Annotated in this window: 16 protein-coding genes; 15 read left to right on the top strand and 1 reads right to left on the bottom strand. The window is 61.9% G+C overall.

Features of this window, described 5'->3' with window-relative positions:
* Window positions 1–171: 171 nt before the first annotated feature.
* Entirely contained in the window at window positions 172–1,092 is a 921-nt protein-coding gene (gene speB / locus DG357_RS18885; protein ID WP_017382921.1) for an agmatinase, read from the top strand.
* 3 nt (window positions 1,093–1,095) lie between these two features.
* Here the strand turns inward: speB and DG357_RS18880 are convergent, their stop codons facing one another.
* Window positions 1,096–2,307 (bottom strand): MFS transporter, encoded by a 1,212-nt coding sequence (locus DG357_RS18880; RefSeq protein WP_088204252.1) that lies wholly within the window; start codon window positions 2,305–2,307, stop codon window positions 1,096–1,098.
* A 414-nt stretch (window positions 2,308–2,721) separates the two neighbouring features.
* On the opposite strand from DG357_RS18880, the gene DG357_RS18875 reads away from it, so the two are divergent.
* From DG357_RS18875 to DG357_RS18810, 14 genes are all read left to right on the top strand, one after another.
* The gene (locus DG357_RS18875) at window positions 2,722–3,045 is read left to right on the top strand and encodes a Rieske (2Fe-2S) protein (RefSeq protein WP_003860044.1); all 324 of its coding nucleotides are present in this window, start codon (window positions 2,722–2,724) and stop codon (window positions 3,043–3,045) included.
* On the top strand, window positions 3,042–3,350 hold the full coding sequence (locus DG357_RS18870; protein WP_088204251.1) for a recombinase-like helix-turn-helix domain-containing protein: 309 nt from the start codon (window positions 3,042–3,044) through the stop codon (window positions 3,348–3,350). Before DG357_RS18875 ends, DG357_RS18870 begins: the two co-directional genes overlap by 4 nt.
* A gap of 10 nt (window positions 3,351–3,360) precedes the next feature.
* Window positions 3,361–4,383 (top strand): aromatic ring-hydroxylating oxygenase subunit alpha, encoded by a 1,023-nt coding sequence (locus tag DG357_RS18865; RefSeq protein WP_028014352.1) that lies wholly within the window; start codon window positions 3,361–3,363, stop codon window positions 4,381–4,383.
* Window positions 4,383–5,132 (top strand): SDR family oxidoreductase, encoded by a 750-nt coding sequence (locus DG357_RS18860; protein WP_088204250.1) that lies wholly within the window; start codon window positions 4,383–4,385, stop codon window positions 5,130–5,132. Before DG357_RS18865 ends, DG357_RS18860 begins: the two co-directional genes overlap by 1 nt.
* A gap of 12 nt (window positions 5,133–5,144) precedes the next feature.
* Window positions 5,145–5,933, top strand: coding sequence for an IclR family transcriptional regulator (locus tag DG357_RS18855; RefSeq protein ID WP_088204249.1), 789 nt, complete (start codon window positions 5,145–5,147; stop codon window positions 5,931–5,933).
* Window positions 5,934–6,011: 78 nt separating this feature from the next.
* Window positions 6,012–6,938, top strand: coding sequence for a VOC family protein (locus DG357_RS18850; RefSeq protein WP_088204248.1), 927 nt, complete (start codon window positions 6,012–6,014; stop codon window positions 6,936–6,938).
* Window positions 6,935–8,122 (top strand): NAD(P)/FAD-dependent oxidoreductase, encoded by a 1,188-nt coding sequence (locus DG357_RS18845; protein WP_088204247.1) that lies wholly within the window; start codon window positions 6,935–6,937, stop codon window positions 8,120–8,122. The genes DG357_RS18850 and DG357_RS18845 overlap by 4 nt, the downstream gene beginning before the upstream one ends.
* A gap of 25 nt (window positions 8,123–8,147) precedes the next feature.
* A complete protein-coding gene (locus DG357_RS18840) occupies window positions 8,148–9,404 on the top strand; it encodes an MFS transporter (protein WP_108780346.1) in 1,257 nt (418 codons plus the stop codon).
* Window positions 9,405–9,414: 10 nt separating this feature from the next.
* Complete coding sequence (locus tag DG357_RS18835) at window positions 9,415–9,945, top strand: cupin domain-containing protein (protein ID WP_017382915.1); 531 nt, start codon at window positions 9,415–9,417, stop codon at window positions 9,943–9,945.
* 9 nt (window positions 9,946–9,954) lie between these two features.
* The gene (locus DG357_RS18830) at window positions 9,955–10,725 is read left to right on the top strand and encodes an alpha/beta fold hydrolase (protein ID WP_069732728.1); all 771 of its coding nucleotides are present in this window, start codon (window positions 9,955–9,957) and stop codon (window positions 10,723–10,725) included.
* Window positions 10,709–11,503: an SDR family oxidoreductase gene (locus DG357_RS18825; protein ID WP_028014345.1), complete on the top strand. Its 795-nt coding sequence runs from the start codon at window positions 10,709–10,711 to the stop codon at window positions 11,501–11,503. Before DG357_RS18830 ends, DG357_RS18825 begins: the two co-directional genes overlap by 17 nt.
* A 9-nt stretch (window positions 11,504–11,512) precedes the next feature.
* The gene (locus DG357_RS18820) at window positions 11,513–12,283 is read left to right on the top strand and encodes an aspartate dehydrogenase (RefSeq protein WP_041908340.1); all 771 of its coding nucleotides are present in this window, start codon (window positions 11,513–11,515) and stop codon (window positions 12,281–12,283) included.
* Window positions 12,284–12,292: 9 nt separating this feature from the next.
* Window positions 12,293–13,762, top strand: a complete 1,470-nt coding sequence (locus DG357_RS18815; protein ID WP_088204245.1) for an aldehyde dehydrogenase — start codon at window positions 12,293–12,295, stop codon at window positions 13,760–13,762.
* 13 nt (window positions 13,763–13,775) lie between these two features.
* Entirely contained in the window at window positions 13,776–15,416 is a 1,641-nt protein-coding gene (locus DG357_RS18810; protein ID WP_047367431.1) for a thiamine pyrophosphate-binding protein, read from the top strand.
* Window positions 15,417–15,471 lie beyond the last annotated feature (55 nt).

Genomic DNA, 15,471 nt, shown 5'->3' with positions numbered 1-15,471 from the left:
CCGCACAATGCCCTAAATGCCCTATACTCACTTGAACCCGTATGAATTAACGGCGATAATTCGCCCCAATATGCGATTTACGAATCAATCCCTTCCTCGTCGGGTTTAACGACGCGGAGGGGATTTTTTTTCATCTGTTTTTAATGTATCGACGTTAAAAGAGGTCAGGACATGAGCACTTTAGGTCATCAGTACGATAACTCTCTGGTATCTAACGCGTTTGGTTTTTTACGCCTTCCAATGAACTTCCAGCCGTACGACAGCGACGCGGACTGGGTGATCACCGGCGTGCCGTTCGACATGGCAACCTCCGGTCGTGCGGGTGGGCGTCACGGCCCGGCGGCAATCCGTCAGGTTTCCACCAACCTGGCCTGGGAGCACAACCGCTTCCCGTGGAACTTCGACATGCGCGAGCGCCTGAACGTGGTGGACTGCGGTGACCTGGTGTACGCCTTCGGCGACGCGCGCGAAATGAGCGAAAAATTGCAGGCGCACGCAGAGAAACTGCTGGCGGCTGGCAAACGCATGCTCTCCTTCGGCGGTGACCACTTTGTCACTCTGCCGCTGCTGCGCGCCCACGCGAAGCACTTCGGTAAAATGGCGCTGGTGCACTTCGATGCGCATACCGACACCTACGCGAACGGCTGCGAGTTCGACCACGGCACCATGTTCTACACCGCGCCGAAAGAAGGCCTGATCGATCCGAACCACTCCGTGCAGATCGGCATCCGTACCGAGTTCGACAAAGACAACGGTTTCACCGTGCTGGACGCCGGCCAGGTGAACGATCGCGGCGTGGACGATATTCTGGCTCAGGTTAAGCAGATCGTCGGCGATATGCCTGTATACCTGACCTTCGATATCGACTGCCTGGATCCGGCGTTTGCACCGGGTACCGGTACGCCGGTGATTGGCGGCCTGACGTCAGACCGCGCCATCAAGCTGGTGCGTGGCCTGAAGGATCTGAACATCGTTGGGATGGACGTGGTAGAAGTGGCGCCAGCCTATGACCAGTCCGAAATCACCGCGCTTGCCGCGGCGACCCTGGCGCTGGAAATGCTCTACATCCAGGCCGCGAAAAAAGGCGAATAAGCCTTACGCACTGATTGCTGCTGCGCGACGCATGCGCAGCAGCAACATTCCCCCGGCAAGCAGGGTGATTACCTGCGAGACGACCAGCACCGAAAAGCCTGAGCTGACCGACCCTACCGACCTCATCACCATCCCCATCAGCAGCGGAATAAACGCCGCGCAGATATTGCCGATCCCGTTGATAATGCCGTAAGCGCTGCCCACCGCTTCCCGCGCGGCGTGATGCTGGATCACCGCCGGAATAGCCGCCCCCTGAAGCCCCCAGAGGATATTCGCCGAGAGCATAAACAGCGCCAGCCAGGCAGGCTGATGGCTGAGCATCAGCGCGACCACGGACAGCGCCGTCAGCGCGCCGCCCACCACAAACAGCATTGGCGCCTGTTCCGGGCGCATTCTGTCGAGCAGCACCCCGCCGAGGAACTTCGAGCCCAGACTCAGCAGGAAGGGAATGGCCGCAAGCATGCCCGTGGCGTGCAGCGAGAAATGATGCTCGTCGCGCAGCCACGCGGGCAGCCAGGCGCTGCTCCCCCAGAGATAGCTCAGGGTGGCAATCTCCACCAGCAGGATCCACCCGAGCAGCGGCGTTTGCCAGGCCAGCGAAAACGTCTCTGTAAAGCCCGGTTTTTTGATTTTCTCTGCACCCCGCGGCGCGGGCAGGAAGCGCCAGACAAGGCCGCCACCCAGCACAAGATTTAATACCGCCAGGGCATAAAACGACCCGGCCCAGCCGAGATGCGCCATCAGCCACGTTACCAGCGGAAAGCCCACGGCCAGCCCGAGCGAGACGCCCAGCGCGGTCACGGCGTTGGGTTTGCCGATCTCCTGCGCGCTAAAGTGATCGCTGATGAAGCGCGTTTTCAGCGAAAAGAGCGGCCCCTCAGCGATCCCCAGGATCGTGCGCGCGACGAGCATGCCCATCAGCGATCCGAGCAGCGGTGAAATGGCGCATACCGCTGCCCACATCGCTATGCTGCTCAATAATCCCTTTCGATAATGGAGTTTGCTTTCAATAACCGGAGTTAATATTAAAGCTGAAAATCCATAACCCAGCAGAAAACAGGTCATAAGCATTCCCTGTAACATTCTGTTTTCATTTAGCTGAAAATGCTGAGCAAATTCCGGGTCTAAAATCATGACAGAAATATTCACCCGGTCAACGTAGGAAATAATAATCAGTAATAACAGTGCCACTGTGCCTTGCCATCTTGCCGTCATAACGCCTGCCTTATGTTTTCGCTTATTTCTATTTTTATGCGCGTGATTGTCACGTGGGTAAAATGGTTCACCTGTGAAACTCATTGTTTATTAAAGAAGAAATAAAATTAAGTTTCACAGGTGAAACACCATAATTTTCCCTTCTTTTATTTTTAAGGAACAAAAAGAAAAGAAGTCAATCACTGTTTATTAAAATTTAAGGCCATCGATAAATCGTATTCTTTCACACCGAAATAATGAAAATTTCATATCGCTGCATTTTTTCGTGATCCTTTGCACACTTAGTTAATTAATTGCCGTTTGATTAACAAATTCGTCACATTGCGGCTTGACGAAACATTCATCGCTTTTATATTGACCGTATTAAATAAGAAACAGAGTTTCATATATGAAACAAAAGCCTGGAGGATCGTGATGAGCTGGATAGGCGTATGTGACGCAGAACAAGTACAGGAAGATTTCCCTTTTAGCGGCAACGTCGACGGTAAAGAGATCGGCGTGTATTTGATTGACGGTGAATATTACGCGCTGGAAGACGTATGCCCCCACGCCTATGCCCTGCTGAGCCAGGGCTTCGTGGAAGACGGCAAGGTGGAATGCCCGCTGCACGAGGCGGTCTTCGACGTCAAAACCGGCCAGTGCCTGCACGGCCCCGGCGGGCGCAACCTCAACCGCTACCCGGTTCGGGTTTTTGAAAACCAGATTCAGATTACCTTCGTCGAGGAGACCGTGGCATGAGCGACACCCTGAACTACAACCCGGCGCTGCCGGAAAGCCGTCAGTTTGCCCCACCGGCTGAGGGCGGTAACGGTGCGATCCATAAGCCGGGTGATTACCAGAACCTTATCTGGCAGACCCGCAGCCGCGAGCCGGAAAGCTGGGAAGTGAACCTCATCGCCACGCTGGAAGATCTCTTCGAGAAGGGGGTTGAAACCTTACCGGAGCTGGTGAACGGGCTGAACGCGGTGCGCATGCACGATCAGCAGGGCGAGCCGTGGAGCGAGGCCAGCTTCCAGGCATTCTTACAGGTTAACGGCTACTGAGGGCAACGCGATGACGACGACCGTACAACACTATCTCGATAAAGGTCTGCGCGGCCTCTGGTATCCGGTGCTGGCGAGCTGGGAGGTGCAGTCTGCACCGGTGGGCATTACCCGCCTGGGCGAACAGATTGTGGTCTGGCGCAACAAAGACGGCCAGGTGCAGGCGCTGGAGGACCGCTGTCCGCACCGCGGCGCGCGCCTGTCGATGGGCTGGAACCTTGGCGACCGCATTGCCTGCTGGTATCACGGCGTGGAGGTCGCGGGCAACGGCGAGGTGAAAGACGTGCCCGCCGTGGACAAATGCCCGCTGGTCGGCCAGCAGTGCGTGCGCAGCTACAACGTGCAGGAGGCGCACGGCGCAATCTTCCTGTGGTTTGGCGTCACCGCAGACCAGCAGCCGGACGAGCTGACCTTCCCGGACGAGCTCGCCGATACGGACAGCTTCAGCAATTTCCTCTGCACCGCCGCGTGGAAATGCAATTACCAGTACGCGCTGGAAAACGTGATGGATCCGATGCACGGCACCTATCTGCACTCCTCGTCGCACTCAATGGCGGAAGGGGATCGCAAGGCCGACATGGTGCTCCAGCCGACCAAAACCGGCTTTATCTTCGAGAAGAAAGGGCAGAGCGGCGTCAACTTTGACTGGGTGGAGCTGGGCAACAGCGGCACCTGCTGGATGCGCCTCTCCATTCCGTACAAGAAGCGCTTCGGGCCGGGCGGCCACTTCTTTATCGTCGGCATGGTGGTGCCGGAAGATAACGACAACTGCCGCGTCTTCTTCTGGCGCATTCGCCGGGTGCAGGGCTGGCAGCGCGACATGTGGCGCTTCATGTACCGCAACCGTCTGGAAAAACTGCACTGGGAAGTGCTGGAGCAGGACCGCGTGGTGCTGGAAAGCCTGGCGCCAAACGCCCGCGACCATGAATATCTGTATCAGCACGACGTCGGCCTCTCGCGCCTGCGCCGCATGATGCAAAAGGCCGCCAAAGAGCAGCTGGCGATGCGCGAAGAACAGCAGGGAGCCGCCTGATGAACGGGCTGCTGAGCGGCAAACGCATCGTCATAACCGGCGCCGCGCGCGGGCTGGGCTTTCACTTTGCCAAAGCCTGCGCGGAGCAGGGCGCGGCGGTGGTGATGTGCGACATCCTCAGGGGCGAGCTGGCCGAAAGCGCCCACGCCCTGAGCGAGCGGGGCTATGCGATCGAACCGCACGTTATCGATCTGGCCGATCCACAGTCCATTGAGCAGGTGTTCAGCGCGATTGGCGAGCATGGTCAGATCGATGGCCTGGTGAACAACGCGGCGATGGCGACGGGCGTCGGCGGCAAAAATATGCTCGATTACGATCCGGATCTCTGGGATCGGGTGATGAGCGTCAACGTCAAAGGCACCTGGCTGGTGACGCGCGCTGCGGTGCCGCTGCTGCGCGAGGGCGCGGGTATCGTGAACGTTGCGTCCGACACCGCGCTGTGGGGCGCGCCGCGCCTGATGGCCTACGTCGCCAGCAAGGGCGCCGTGATCGCCATGACCCGCTCAATGGCGCGTGAACTGGGCGAAAAGCGTATACGCATTAATGCCATCGCGCCGGGGTTAACCCGCGTCGAGGCGACCGAATATGTTCCGGCCGAGCGCCATCAGCTTTACGAGAATGGCCGCGCGTTAACCGGCGCGCAGCAGCCGGAAGACGTCACCGGCAGCGTGGTCTGGCTGTTAAGCGATCTGTCGCGGTTTGTCACCGGGCAGCTGATCCCGGTCAACGGCGGTTTTGTTTTTAACTAAGGTGTGGCGATTATGGCAAACGATCAGGAAGTGAAGTATCTGGTGCCGGGGCTGGAGCGCGGTTTACAGCTGCTGTTGGCCTTTGGCGAGCAGCATCGCGATCTGACCTTTGCCGAGCTGCACCGGCTGGTGGATATGCCGAAGGCGACCGCCTATCGCGTGGTGCAGACGCTGGAGTACATGGGCTTTCTGGAGCGCAACGCGCGCACCAATACCTTTTCGCTGGGCATGAACGTGCTGCGTCTCGGCTTTGAGTACATCGCCTCGCTGGACGTGGCGCAGGTCGGCCAGCCGGTGATCGAGCAGCTGCGTGACGTGAGCCAGTGCAGCAGCCATCTGGCGATCCGCGACGGGCGCGACATTATCTACATCGCCCGCGTCAGCGCCGCCGGGTCGCGCATCAATCAGGTCAGCATTGGCACCCGCCTGCCGGTGCACTGCACCTCGCTGGGCCGCATGTTGCTGACCGATATTTCCCGCACCGATTTCGAACAGTTGTTCCCGCACGAGCGCCTGCCGGGCAACACGCCGGGGCAGCTTCACGACCGCGAGGCCCTGTGGCAGATGGTGCAGCAGGACAAAGCCCGCGGGTTTGTCATTGGCGAATCCTTCTTCCGCCACGGCATCTCCTCCATCGTCTACCCGGTGTATGACCGAAGCGGACGCGTGGCGGCGGTGGTCAGCATTCTGGTGCCGTCGGAGGAGATCCCGCAGACCGACCGCGAGCGGCTGCAAAACGAGGTTCGCCTCGCGGCGGATAAAATTTCTGGCTTCTTAGGCTATTTGTCACAGGCCAGCTAAATCAGTGAGTTAACGTCAGGCGCTTGACTGCGTCGGGCATGTTTTACGCCCAATTTGGGCCAGATGAGGCAACGAACGATGAGTGTAACCGGAATTGAAAAGCTGGAATTTGGCGTGGAAGACCTGACGCACTGCGCCAAATTTATGCGTGATTTTGGCCTGACGGGCGATGCCAGCGGCCAGCGTTTTACCACCCTGAGCGGCGCGCGCGTGGAGCTGAACCCCATCGACAGTCCCGACCTGCCGCCGGCGTTTGAAGCGGGCAACACCCTGCGCCGCATGACCTGGGCGGTGGCCGCACAGTCAGATCTCGACGCGCTGCGCCCGAAGCTGGCGAGACAGCCCGGCTTTCGCGAAGTGGGCGACGCGCTGGAATGCCTCGATCCGAACGGCATGACCCTGCGCGTGCAGGTCAGCCAGCAGACCGACGTGGAGCTGAACGTTGAGCCGATCAACCAGTGGGGCGATGCCCGCCGTATCGACACGCCCAGCCCGGTTTACGAGCGTGCCCAGCCGATCAACGTCGGGCACGTGGTGTTCTTCGTGGAGGAGTTGGCGGCGGTGGAAAAATTCTACCGCGAGGTGCTCGGCTTCCAGGTTTCGGACCGCTACATCAACCGCGCCGTGTTCCTGCGCTGCGGGGTGCGCGGCGGACATCACAACCTGTTCCTGCTGCAACTGCCGAACCGCAGGCGCGGCCTCAACCACGTGGCCTTCACCGTGCGCGACATCCACGAGGTGATCGGCGGCGGTATCGCGATGAATAAAAATGAATGGAGCACCTTTATCGGGCCGGGCCGCCATCCGGTGTCGTCGGCCTATTTCTGGTACGTCAATAGCCCGACCGGCGGCGCGTTTGAGTATTACACCAACGACGACTATCTGACCGAAAACTGGCAGCCGCGCGAGCTGGAGCACTCCCTGGTCTCCTTTACCGAATGGGCGGTAGAAGGCGGGATTGACCACGACACGCGCCGCCAGCAGAAAAAGCCGGAGGCGGTATGACGTCGCGCATTGTCATTATCGGCGGCGGTCAGGCGGGTGGCTGGGCGGCGAAAACCCTGCGCGACGAGTGCTTCGACGGTGAGATTTGCGTGGTGGCGGAAGAGGAGTGGGATTTCTACGAACGTCCGCCGCTGTCGAAAGCGTCTCTGCTGGAGCCGGACGCGGCGCTCCCGCGGCTGTTTAGCGAAGAAGCACAGCAGGCGCTTAACCTGACCTGGTACCGCCCGCTGCATGCTGAATCAGTCGATCGTGAAGCGAAAACCGTGCGTTTAAGCAACGGCGAACGTCTTAGTTACAACATTCTCCTAATGGCCACCGGCGGGCGGGCGCGCCTGCCTTCGCAGGCGTGGGCGGCGCATCCGCAGGTCTACACTCTGCGCCACTGGCAGGATGCGCAGCGCCTGAAGGCGCGTCTGGCGGAAAGTAAAAGACTGGCGATTGTCGGCGGCGGCTGGATCGGCCTTGAGATTGCCGCTTCCGCACGCAAAAGCGGCGTAGCGGTCACGCTGTTCGAGCAGCAGCCCGCGCTGTGCATGCGCTCGGTGAGCGGCGAGGTGTCGCAGCGCTTAGAAGCTATCCATCGCGAGCAGGGGGTGGATATCCGTACCGGCTGCGGCGCGCTGGAGCTGGAGGACGATAACGGCCTGCCGGTCATCCACTGCGACGGCCAGCGCGAAACCTTTGACGCGGTGGTGGTGGGGATCGGCGTCGATCTCAATCTGGAGCTGGCGCGCGATGCGGGACTTCGCACCGAGCGGGGGATCGTGGTGGACGCCCAGGGACGCACGTCCGATCCGTTCATCTTTGCCGCAGGCGACGTGGCGCAGCACCATCACTACGGCCTGTGCATCCAGTCCTGGGCCTTCGCGCAGAATCAGGCGGTGGCGACGGCGAAAGCCATGCTTAACCCCGATGCGCCAGGCTACGACGACGCGCCGTGGCTGTGGTCGGATCAATATCAGCACAACATCCAGATCCTCGGCATTCCGCAGCCGGGCAGCCGAACGATAGTGCGTGAAGAGGCGCTGTACTTCTCGCTGGACGACAACGGTCGGCTAACGCAGCTGGTGGCGTTCAACGATGCGCGCACCGTCAAGCTGGCGAAGCGCTGGATGGCGGCGGGGCGGGACCTGTCGGACGTACCGCTCGCCGACCCGGCTTTTTCACTGATGTCATTGCGATAGCTAACCCGCACCCGTAGGGGGAGACATGACCACATTAGAGACCAACACCGCGCCCGTTGAGGCGAGCGGTGAGGGAACCCGCACGCCTGAAAAAGCGGTGCGCTGGGCCATCCCGCTGTCGCTGCTGGCCTGCGTGCTGCTGGCCTTTTTCGACAAAATCAGCATCGCGGCGCTCTTTTCCGACACCCATTTCCAGCAGGCGATGGGCATCGATTTTGACACCACGCGCCTCGGCATTCTGATGAGCGCCTTCCTGCTGAGCTACGGCTTTTCGTCGGTATTTTTGAGCGGTTTAGGCGACAAAATCGCGCCGCTGCGCCTGCTCACCGGGATGATGGCGATCTGGTGCGTGCTGATGGTGGCGATGGGTTTTACCCATAACTACACGCTGATGATCGTTCTGCGCATCCTGCTGGGCGTGGCGGAAGGGCCGCTGTTCCCGCTGGCTTTTGCCATCGTGCGCCACAACTTCCCGCAGCATTTACAGGCACGCGCCACCATGCTCTGGCTGCTGGGCACGCCGGTCGGCGCGGCGATTGGCTTCCCGCTCTCCCTGTGGCTGCTGAACACCTTCGGCTGGCAGAGCACCTTCTTTGTCATGGCAATGCTGACCGTGCCGGTGCTTATCTTTGTGCGCGTTGGCCTGCGCGGGATCCGTCTGGAAGCAAAACCCGGTACCTCGCAGGCGTCTCAGGACGAGCGGCGCGCGGCGCGGCGCGAGCTGTTTGTCAGCCCGCACTTCTGGATCATCTGCATCTTTAACATCGCCTTTCTGACCTACCTGTGGGGCATCAATGGCTGGCTGCCGGGCTATCTCATCAAGGGCAAAGGCATTCATCTGGAGCACGCGGGCTGGCTGTCGTCGATGCCGTTCATCGCCATGCTGGCGGGCGAGGTGATTGGCGCGTGGCTCTCTGACCGGGTCGATAAGCGTGCGGCGGCCTGCTTTATCTCCATGGCGGGGGCGGCCATCGGGCTGGCGGCGGTGATGCACCTCGACACCCCGCTTGCCATCATCGCGGCGATGAGCTTCAGCACCTTTATGTGGGGCACCGGCGCACCCAACATTTTCGCCCTGCTGGCGAAGGCCACCCATCCCCGGGTGAGCGCCACGGCGGGCGGCATCTTCAACGGGCTGGGAAACTTTGCGGGCGCGCTGTCGCCGGCGGTGATGGGCGCGCTGATCGCCTTCACCCACAGCATGGATTCCGGGCTGATTTTTCTGGCGGTGATGGCGGCGGTGGGCTGCGTCCTGTTACTGCCGCTGCTGAGACGTTACTGAGGAGAGTGTCATGACTGATTCAACCGTAACCAACAAAACAGGCATCAAACCTGACCACCTGACGATGGAAGAGTGGGTCGAGTCGCGCATCGCGCGCTTCGAAGGCCGTAAATACGACTGGAACGCGCTGAAGTTCCAGGCCGATTTTGACCCGAAATACCGCCGGGCGCAGATGCGCTACATCGGCACCGGCGCAACCGGCGTGGCGAACGACACCAATACCGTGCAGGCGGACCATTTTACCTTCTCCACCATGGTGCTGCCGTCGAAGTGCGAAGGGCCGCTGCACCTGCACGACGACGTGGAGGAGGTGTTCTTCATGCTCAAAGGGCAGATCACGCTGATGATCCAGGACGGCGATAACTACACCGAAACCGTGCTGCGAGAGCGAGACCTGATCTCCGTCCCGCCGGGCATCTATCGCGGCCTGTTTAACCACGGGGAAGAAGAGGCGCTGATGTGCGTCATGCTGGGAACCAACAAGCCGGAAATCCCGACCTATCCCTCCGATCATCCGCTCTCAAAAGTGAAGCGGAACTAAGGGGGCGACATGACGGCTTTTCGTGAACAGGGAAGCGGCATCCCGCTGATGCTGCTGCATGGGATCAGCTCTGGCGCTGCGTCCTGGCATAAGCAGATGGCGCTGGAGGGCTTTCGCGTGCTGGCGTGGGACATGCCCGGTTACGGCGAAAGCCCGATGCTGGCGGTTGAGCGGGCGAACGCCGGAGATTACGCCGACGCGCTGGCGGCGATGCTCGACCGCGCAGGCGTCTGGCAGGCGGTACTGGTGGGCCATTCCCTGGGGGCGCTGGTGGCCAGCGCGTTTGCGGCGAAGTTCCCTGAACGCGTTATTCATCTGGTGCTGGCGGACGCCGCGCAGGGTTACGGCAATGCCGCGCCGGCGCAGCGAGAGCAGGTCTGGCGTAATCGCGAGCAGCAGATGGCGCTCGGCGGCGACATCCTCGCGCAGACCCGCGCCGCGAAGCTGCTGCGCCCCGGCGCGCGCCCGGACGATATCGCCACCGTCGCGGCGGGCATGCGCAGGCTGCGCCCCGAAGGCTACCTCGCTGCCGCGTGGATGCTGGCGCATGACGACATTCACGGCTGGCTTAAGCGTTACGCCGGTCAATTTGAAGTCTGGTGCGGCGAGCAGGACGCGATCACGCAGCCCGAGCTGGTACAGGGGCTGGCGCTGCGCTACGGCATGCCGTTTACCGCGATTCCGCAGGCCGGACACGCGAGCTATCTCGATAACGACGCGTTTTTTAATCAACAGCTTTTACGCATTAACGAAGAGGTGCGCGATGAATGCACACATTGACGGCCGCGTAGCGGTCGTTACCGGCGGTTCGTCCGGCATTGGCTTTGAAACGCTGCGCCTGCTGCTGGGCGAAGGGGCGAAAGTCGCCTTCTGTGGCCGCGACCCGGACCGGCTCGCCAGCGCCCATGCGACGCTGCAAAACGACTATCCCGACGGGGAGATTTTCTCTTACCGCTGCGACGTGCTGAATGCCGACGAGGTGCAGGCCTTCGCGGATGCGGTGCAGGCGCGCTTTGGCGCGGCGGATATGCTGATCAACAACGCCGGTCAGGGCTACGTGGCACACTTCAGCGACACGCCGCGCGAGGCTTGGCTGCACGAAGCTGAACTTAAACTGTTTGGCGTCATTAATCCGGTGCAGGCGTTTCAGCCGCTGCTGGAACGGTCCGATATCGCCTCCATCACCTGCGTGAACTCCCTGCTGGCGCTTCAGCCGGAAGAGCACATGATCGCCACATCGGCAGCCCGCGCCGCGCTGCTGAACATGACGCTGACGCTCTCGAAAGAGCTGGTAGGCAAAGGGATTCGCGTCAATTCCATACTGCTTGGCATGGTCGAGTCCGGCCAGTGGCAGCGCCGCTTCGAAAGCCGGGCGGACAAAAGCCAGAGCTGGCCGGAGTGGACGGCGGAAATCGCGCGCAAGCGCGGCATTCCGATGGCGCGTCTCGGCAAGCCGCAGGAGCCCGCGCAGGCGCTGCTGTTTCTCGCCTCACCGCTGGCCTCGTTTACTACCGGCGCGGCGCTGGACGTTTCCGGCGGCTTTTGCCGCCATCTGTAAGGACACATCATGAAAAAGGTAATGTTAATTGGTTATGGCGCCATGGCGCAGGCGGTGATTGAGCGTCTGCCCGCCGGCGTGGCTATCGGCTGGATCGTGGCGCGCGCGTCTCACCATGCCGCCATTCGCGACCAGTTTGGCGATGCGGTCGAGGCGCTGACCTCGCCGATGGCGTGCGCACAAACGCCCGATCTGGTGCTGGAGTGCGCCAGCCAGCAGGCGGTTGCGCAGTACGGCGAAGCGATTCTGCGTCGCGGCTGGCATCTGGCGGTCATTTCCACCGGCGCGCTGGCGGACAGCGCGCTGGAGCAGCGCCTGCTCGCGGCGGGCGGAAAGCTGACGCTGCTTTCCGGGGCGGTCGCCGGCATCGACGGGCTGGCGGCGGCGAAGGAGGGCGGGCTTGAGCGCGTCACCTATCAGTCGCGTAAAAGCCCGGCCAGCTGGCGCGGCAGCTATGCCGAGCAGCTTATCGATCTTAACGCGGTCTCAGAGGCGAAGGTCTTTTTTGAAGGCAGCGCCCGCGAGGCGGCGCGCCTGTTCCCGGCGAACGCCAACGTGGCGGCGACCGTGGCGCTCGGCGGCGTCGGGATGGATGAAACCCGCGTGCAGCTGATGGTTGACCCGGCAACGAAACGTAACACCCACACGCTGCACGTAGAAGGGCTGTTTGGCGAATTCCATCTGGAGCTGAGCGGGCTGCCGCTGGCGTCTAACCCTAAAACCTCCACCCTGGCGGCACTCAGCGCGGTGCGCGCCTGCCGCGAGCTGGCCCTGAGCTGAGGAGTGACGATGGACGATCTGAAGATTTTTATCGGCGGCCAGTGGCGACGCGGCGGTGGCAACCCGATGCAGAGCCACTTCCCGGCTGACGGGTCGCTCAATGCGACGCTGAACGCGGCAAACCTTGACGATCTGCACGACGCGATCGAGGCCGGCGAGCGCGCGTGGCGCGATCCCGTCTGGCGCAACAGCCTGCCGCACGTGCGGGCGAAGATCCTGCACAAGGTGGCGGATCTGATTGAGTCCCGCGCTGACGAGCTGGCGCAGATGCAGAGCCGGGATAACGGCAAGCCGCTGGCGGAGGCGCGCGGGCTGGTGATGAGCGCGGCGGGAACGGCCCGCTACTTCGCCGCCGCCTGCGAGCTGCTGGAAGGGGAGTTGCCCACGCCGCGCCAGCCGGATCTGCTGACGCTAAGCCGCTATGAGCCGCTCGGCGTAGTGGCGGCCATCACGCCGTGGAACTCGCCCATTGCCAGTGAGATGCAGAAGGTCGCCCCGGCCATCGCCGCCGGGAACGCGGTGATCCTCAAGCCTGCCGAAGCCACGCCGCTGATGGCGCTGGAGCTGGCGCGCATTTTTGAACAGGCCGGGCTGCCCGCCGGGCTGCTGAGCGTGCTGCCGGGCAAAGGCTCGGTGATTGGCGACGCGCTGGCGCGCCATCCCCGCGTGCGAAAAATTTCCTTTACCGGCGGCACCGCCACGGGCCGCCATCTGGCGCACGTGGCCGCGGAAAAGCTTATTCCGGCGTCGCTGGAGCTGGGCGGTAAATCCCCGACCATCGTGCTGGAGGATGCCGACGTTGAGCAGGCCGCGCGCGGGATCTGCTACGGCATTTTCAGCTCAGCAGGGCAGGCGTGCATCGCCGGGTCCCGGCTGTTTATCCACGAAAGCTTGTACGCGCCGCTGATGGCGCGGCTGCTGGAATTAACTCGCGGGTTACGCGTAGGGCACCCCTTCACCGACGGCGTTCACGTTGGGCCGCTGATCAATGAGAAACATCGCCAGAGCGTGCAGGAATACGTCGAGCTGGCGAAGCGCGAGGGGGGCCGGGTGCTGTGCGGCGGGGAGATCCCGGCGGATCCTGACCTCGCAAACGGCAGCTTCTTCCAGCCGACCATTATTGAAGGGCTGACGAACGGCGCCCGCGCCTGCCAGGAGGAGATCTTCGGCCCGGTGCTGGTGGCGATGCCGTTTCGCGATGAAGCGGCGTTGATCCGCGAGGCGAACGACTCGGTTTACGGTCTGGCGGCAGGGATCTGGACCCGTGACACCGGGCGGGCGCTGCGCCTGTGCGAGCAGCTGGAGGCCGGTACGGTGTGGATCAACACCTACAAAGTTTTTGCGATTTCGACCCCGTTCGGGGGCTTTAAAGAGAGCGGTCTGGGCCGCGAAAAGGGCATTCAGGGGCTGAAAGCCTGGATGCAGCAAAAGAGCATTTATCTGGCGACGGGTAACAGCGTCAACCACTGGTGCGACTGAGAAAGGGTGAGCAATGAGCGAAATGATAACCGTCGGCGACGCCATCGCCAGAACGCTGGAGCAGTATCAGGTTGAGGCCATCTACGGCGTCATCTCCATTCACAACCTGCCGATCGCGGACGCGATAGGGCAGCGGGGCAAAATCCGCTTCGTGCCCGCGCGCGGCGAGGCGGGTTCCGTCACCATGGCCGACGCCCACGGGCGGTTTTCCGGTCTCGGCGTGGCGCTGACCAGCACCGGCGCGGGGGCGGGGAACGCGGTAGGCGCGCTGGTGGAGGCGATGAACGCCTCCACGCCGCTGCTGCATTTAACCGGACAGGTTGAGAAGGCCTGGCTGGACGCCGACACCGGGTTTATCCATGAAACCCGCGACCAGCTGACCTTCCTGAAGGCCAGTTCAAAACGGGCGTACCGCATCAGCAATGCCAGCCAGGCGATAGCGATTCTGCATAAAGCGATTCAGGAGGCGCAGACGCCGCCGTGCGGGCCGGTCTCTGTGGAGATCCCGATTGATATTCAGGGGGCTAAAATTCCGCTGTCTCTGGTGACCGCACCGGTGAAACCGGCTTCGGTTGCAGCCGTGGATCCCGCGATGCTGGATGCTTTGTGGGCGCAGCTCAGGCAGGCTAAACAGCCGCTGCTGTGGCTGGGCGGCGGGGCGCTGGGAAGCGCTGACGCGGTGAAAAAGCTGGCGGATGCGGGCATGACGGTGATCTCCAGCACCCACGCGCGCGGCGTGCTGCCGGACGGCCATCGTGCCAGCCTGCGGGCGTTCCACAACTCGCCTTCGGTTGAGGCGCTGATTGCGCAGTGTGATTTTACGCTGGTGGCCGGTTCTCGCCTGCGCAGCAACGAAACCCGCTCATGGACGCTGGAGTTGCCGTCTCCGCGGGTGCAGATAGATATCGACCCGGCGGCGGCGAGCCGTAACTACCTGATGGATAACACGCTGATAGCCGATTGTTCAGCGCTGCTTGGCGCCCTGGCCGATAAAGCGCAGGGCCGCGAGTGGGGCAACGCCCAGTGGGACGCGCAGGTGCAGCAGGCGGTATTGCAGGCTGAACAGGGCCTGCGCGAGCAGTGCGGCGCCTATGCGAAGCTCAACGACGCCATTGAAAAAGCCCTGCCGCAGGACGGCCTGCTGGTGCGCGATATCACCGTTTCCGGCAGCCTGTGGGGCAGTCGTCTGTTCAGGGCTAACGGCCCGCTGATGAACATTCACTCTCTTGCCGGGGCGATTGGCATGGGGCTGCCAATGGCGATTGGTACCGCGATTGCCAACCCACAGCGTAAGGTGGTGGGGCTGGTGGGCGACGGTGGCCTGAGCCTGAATTTAGGCGAGCTGGCGACGCTTGCGCAGGAGAAAGCTAACGTGACGCTGCTGATCATGAACGACGGGGGCTACGGCGTGATGCGCGGCATTCAGGATAAGTACTTCGGCGGGCGACAGTATTATAACGAACTGCATACGCCGGACTTTACCCTGCTGGCACAGGCAATTGGCCTGCAGGCGTGGAGCGTTGAGCGGGCAGAGGATTTTGAAGCCGTGATGACGGAGGCGCTGGCGATGCCGGGACCGTCGGTAGTGGAAGTGCGGATGGGTCAGATTGGCGCGCTGAAGTTTGCCGGGCCGCCGCAGAAAACGCTTTACTAGCGGTTTTCCCTCTCCCACGGGGAGAGGGAGAAAACAGTAGTCCGGGTAAGGCGAA

Source organism: Enterobacter bugandensis, assembly GCF_900324475.1.
Classification (GTDB): domain Bacteria; phylum Pseudomonadota; class Gammaproteobacteria; order Enterobacterales; family Enterobacteriaceae; genus Enterobacter; species Enterobacter bugandensis.
Note: the sequence above shows the minus strand (reverse complement) of the source record. Positions and strands in the feature narration are given on the sequence as shown.

Excerpts from the sequence above, each read along its gene's own strand:
- speB (WP_017382921.1), top strand. The coding sequence starts at position 172 with ATGAGCACTTTAGGTCATCAGTACGATAACTCTCTGGTATCTAACGCG.
- DG357_RS18880 (WP_088204252.1), bottom strand. The coding sequence starts at position 2,307 with ATGACGGCAAGATGGCAAGGCACAGTGGCACTGTTATTACTGATTATT.
- DG357_RS18875 (WP_003860044.1), top strand. The coding sequence starts at position 2,722 with ATGAGCTGGATAGGCGTATGTGACGCAGAACAAGTACAGGAAGATTTC.
- DG357_RS18870 (WP_088204251.1), top strand. The coding sequence starts at position 3,042 with ATGAGCGACACCCTGAACTACAACCCGGCGCTGCCGGAAAGCCGTCAG.
- DG357_RS18865 (WP_028014352.1), top strand. The coding sequence starts at position 3,361 with ATGACGACGACCGTACAACACTATCTCGATAAAGGTCTGCGCGGCCTC.
- DG357_RS18860 (WP_088204250.1), top strand. The coding sequence starts at position 4,383 with ATGAACGGGCTGCTGAGCGGCAAACGCATCGTCATAACCGGCGCCGCG.
- DG357_RS18855 (WP_088204249.1), top strand. The coding sequence starts at position 5,145 with ATGGCAAACGATCAGGAAGTGAAGTATCTGGTGCCGGGGCTGGAGCGC.
- DG357_RS18850 (WP_088204248.1), top strand. The coding sequence starts at position 6,012 with ATGAGTGTAACCGGAATTGAAAAGCTGGAATTTGGCGTGGAAGACCTG.
- DG357_RS18845 (WP_088204247.1), top strand. The coding sequence starts at position 6,935 with ATGACGTCGCGCATTGTCATTATCGGCGGCGGTCAGGCGGGTGGCTGG.
- DG357_RS18840 (WP_108780346.1), top strand. The coding sequence starts at position 8,148 with ATGACCACATTAGAGACCAACACCGCGCCCGTTGAGGCGAGCGGTGAG.
- DG357_RS18835 (WP_017382915.1), top strand. The coding sequence starts at position 9,415 with ATGACTGATTCAACCGTAACCAACAAAACAGGCATCAAACCTGACCAC.
- DG357_RS18830 (WP_069732728.1), top strand. The coding sequence starts at position 9,955 with ATGACGGCTTTTCGTGAACAGGGAAGCGGCATCCCGCTGATGCTGCTG.
- DG357_RS18825 (WP_028014345.1), top strand. The coding sequence starts at position 10,709 with ATGAATGCACACATTGACGGCCGCGTAGCGGTCGTTACCGGCGGTTCG.
- DG357_RS18820 (WP_041908340.1), top strand. The coding sequence starts at position 11,513 with ATGAAAAAGGTAATGTTAATTGGTTATGGCGCCATGGCGCAGGCGGTG.
- DG357_RS18815 (WP_088204245.1), top strand. The coding sequence starts at position 12,293 with ATGGACGATCTGAAGATTTTTATCGGCGGCCAGTGGCGACGCGGCGGT.
- DG357_RS18810 (WP_047367431.1), top strand. The coding sequence starts at position 13,776 with ATGAGCGAAATGATAACCGTCGGCGACGCCATCGCCAGAACGCTGGAG.